Raw genomic sequence first — 710 nt, 5'->3', positions numbered from 1 at the left:
GTCCAAGCGCTCGGGCTGTATGACCATCTCACTCGCATTGGGCGGGCCGTGAAAAGGCGGCTCATCCCCGCGCCTGCTGCCCCTGCCACCGGCACCGGCACCGGCACCGACGCCGCCACCGCCACCGGCACCGGCACCGGCACCAGCACGGGCGGAGCGGGCGGCACTCACGGAGCCACCGGGGCTGCCGGAGTCGCCGGCGCGGCGGCTCCAGGTGATGCCCCCGATACGCGCGGACTGGACGAACTCCGGGCTGACGCGCTCTACGACCTCCTCAGCCGCGACCCCTACGACGCAGCAGAAACAGCAGCAGTCCAGGGCACCGGGGCTGACCTGCACGGCCGCGTGCAACTCGTCCTCACAGCCGAAGGCGTCAACGCGCTCCTCTCCACTCACGGCGGCACCATCGTCCGCGACAGCGACACCCCGGCAGGCGGCGTGAAATGCGAACTCCAAGGCTACGGACCGATCGATATCGAGTCAGTACGACCCCTGATCGCGTCCCGGTATCAGTGGGACCTCGTCACCGTGTGTGCGCACACAGGAAGCGTCATCCGCACAGACACCTACCGCCCCAACAAGCCACAGGAACGCTTCCTTGTCGCCCGCGACGGGCACTGCAGGTTCCCCGGCTGTGTCGCCCCGGTGTACCGCTCGGAACTTGACCACACCATCGACGCCGCCCTCGGCGGGCCCACAGCTACCGACAA

Annotated in this window: 1 pseudogene; it reads left to right on the top strand. The window is 69.3% G+C overall.

The annotated features are described in order from the left end of the window. Positions 1-48: 48 nt before the first annotated feature. A pseudogene (locus AUL38_RS02915) lies at positions 49-710 on the top strand (DUF222 domain-containing protein); the annotation flags it as partial.

This window comes from Leucobacter sp. G161 (genome assembly GCF_001482305.1).
Classification (GTDB): domain Bacteria; phylum Actinomycetota; class Actinomycetes; order Actinomycetales; family Microbacteriaceae; genus Leucobacter.
Note: the sequence above shows the minus strand (reverse complement) of the source record. Positions and strands in the feature narration are given on the sequence as shown.